The sequence below is a fragment of the Deinococcus cellulosilyticus NBRC 106333 = KACC 11606 genome, assembly GCF_007990775.1.
Classification (GTDB): Bacteria; Deinococcota; Deinococci; order Deinococcales; family Deinococcaceae; genus Deinococcus_C; species Deinococcus_C cellulosilyticus.
In genome coordinates this window covers 1-1,119 of record NZ_BJXB01000088.1, presented here as the reverse complement: position 1 = coordinate 1,119, position 1,119 = coordinate 1, and the positions used below count along the sequence as shown (strand labels likewise).

The window sequence follows — 1,119 nt, the reverse complement described above, 5'->3', positions numbered from 1 at the left end:
TGAGTACGGGACAAAAATAGGCTAGAAAAAAGGGACTGCGTCCTGTACGGTGTTTTTGCTTAGAAACCACCCCAGGAGTCAGTCCCCATGCATTCTACCTTGATCCGCACCCTGCGTGAAGCCTTTCCCCTCAACCAGGCCCGCCTCTACTTCCTGGCAGCCTTCCTGATCGCTCTGATTCAGGCTGAAACCGTCAATCTGGTCAAAGTCTCTCAGCGCTTCCAGTCGAAAAAAAACGCCTCCAGCGAGTCTAACTACAAACGCATCCGGCGTTTCATCAGCGATTTCACCTTCCCACACCACCTGTACTTGACCTTCGTCCTCCAGTTCTTCAAAGACCAGCCGCTCCTCCTGACCATGGACCGTACCAATTGGCAGTTTGGCAAGAACCACATCAACTTTCTGGTCATCGCTACCGTCCGAGACGGCATCGCCTTTCCTTTGATCTGGCAACTCCTCCCACACGCAGGAAATAGCCATCAGACCGCTAGAATCGAGTTGATTCAGCAGCTGGTCGAAGCCTTACCGGTCTCCCGGATTCAGGGCCTGCTGGCAGACCGAGAATTCATTGGGGAACAGTGGTTTAGCGAACTCAGGACACTGGGCATCAAGCGCTGCATTCGCATTCGGGACACCGACCGTGTCGGTGGAATCCCAGCCTGGATGTGGTTCAAGCGCACTGAAGCCCATGTCACCTACTCGCTGTACCGCAAAATGACCGTCTTTGGGTCGAAAATGCAGGTGGTGGGTGCCAGGACGCCTGAAGGGAAAAGAATCCTGGTGGCCAGTGACTTTTCTGCCCGTGACACGCTAAAAAAATACAAGAAGAGGTGGGAAATCGAATGTTTTTTCTCGGCAGTCAAGGAAACGGGTTTTCGCTTTGAGGACACGCACCTCACCCGTCCAGAACGACTGTCGACTCTGATGACCCTGGTGGGGATTGCCTTTGTGTGGGCGTACATGGTGGGGGAATGGGAACACCAGAAAAAGCCGATTAGGGTCAAAAGGCATGGCAGGAAGGGCCAGAGTGTGTTCCGGTTAGGACTGGGACATCTGATCAGAGTCCTAACCCAGCGGCGCTTTTACGTCCCTGCCATCAAAATTTTGTCCTGTACTTAG

The 1,119-nt window shown here is 53.4% G+C and carries 1 protein-coding gene; it reads left to right on the top strand.

Annotated features, from left to right (window positions below):
• Nucleotides 1-87 precede the first annotated feature (87 nt).
• Complete coding sequence (locus tag DC3_RS28805) at nt 88-1,119, top strand: IS4 family transposase (RefSeq protein WP_146892285.1); 1,032 nt, start codon at nt 88-90, stop codon at nt 1,117-1,119.

Coding starts and splice junctions, on each gene's coding strand:
- DC3_RS28805 (WP_146892285.1), top strand. CDS start 88: ATGCATTCTACCTTGATCCGCACCCTGCGTGAAGCCTTTCCCCTCAAC.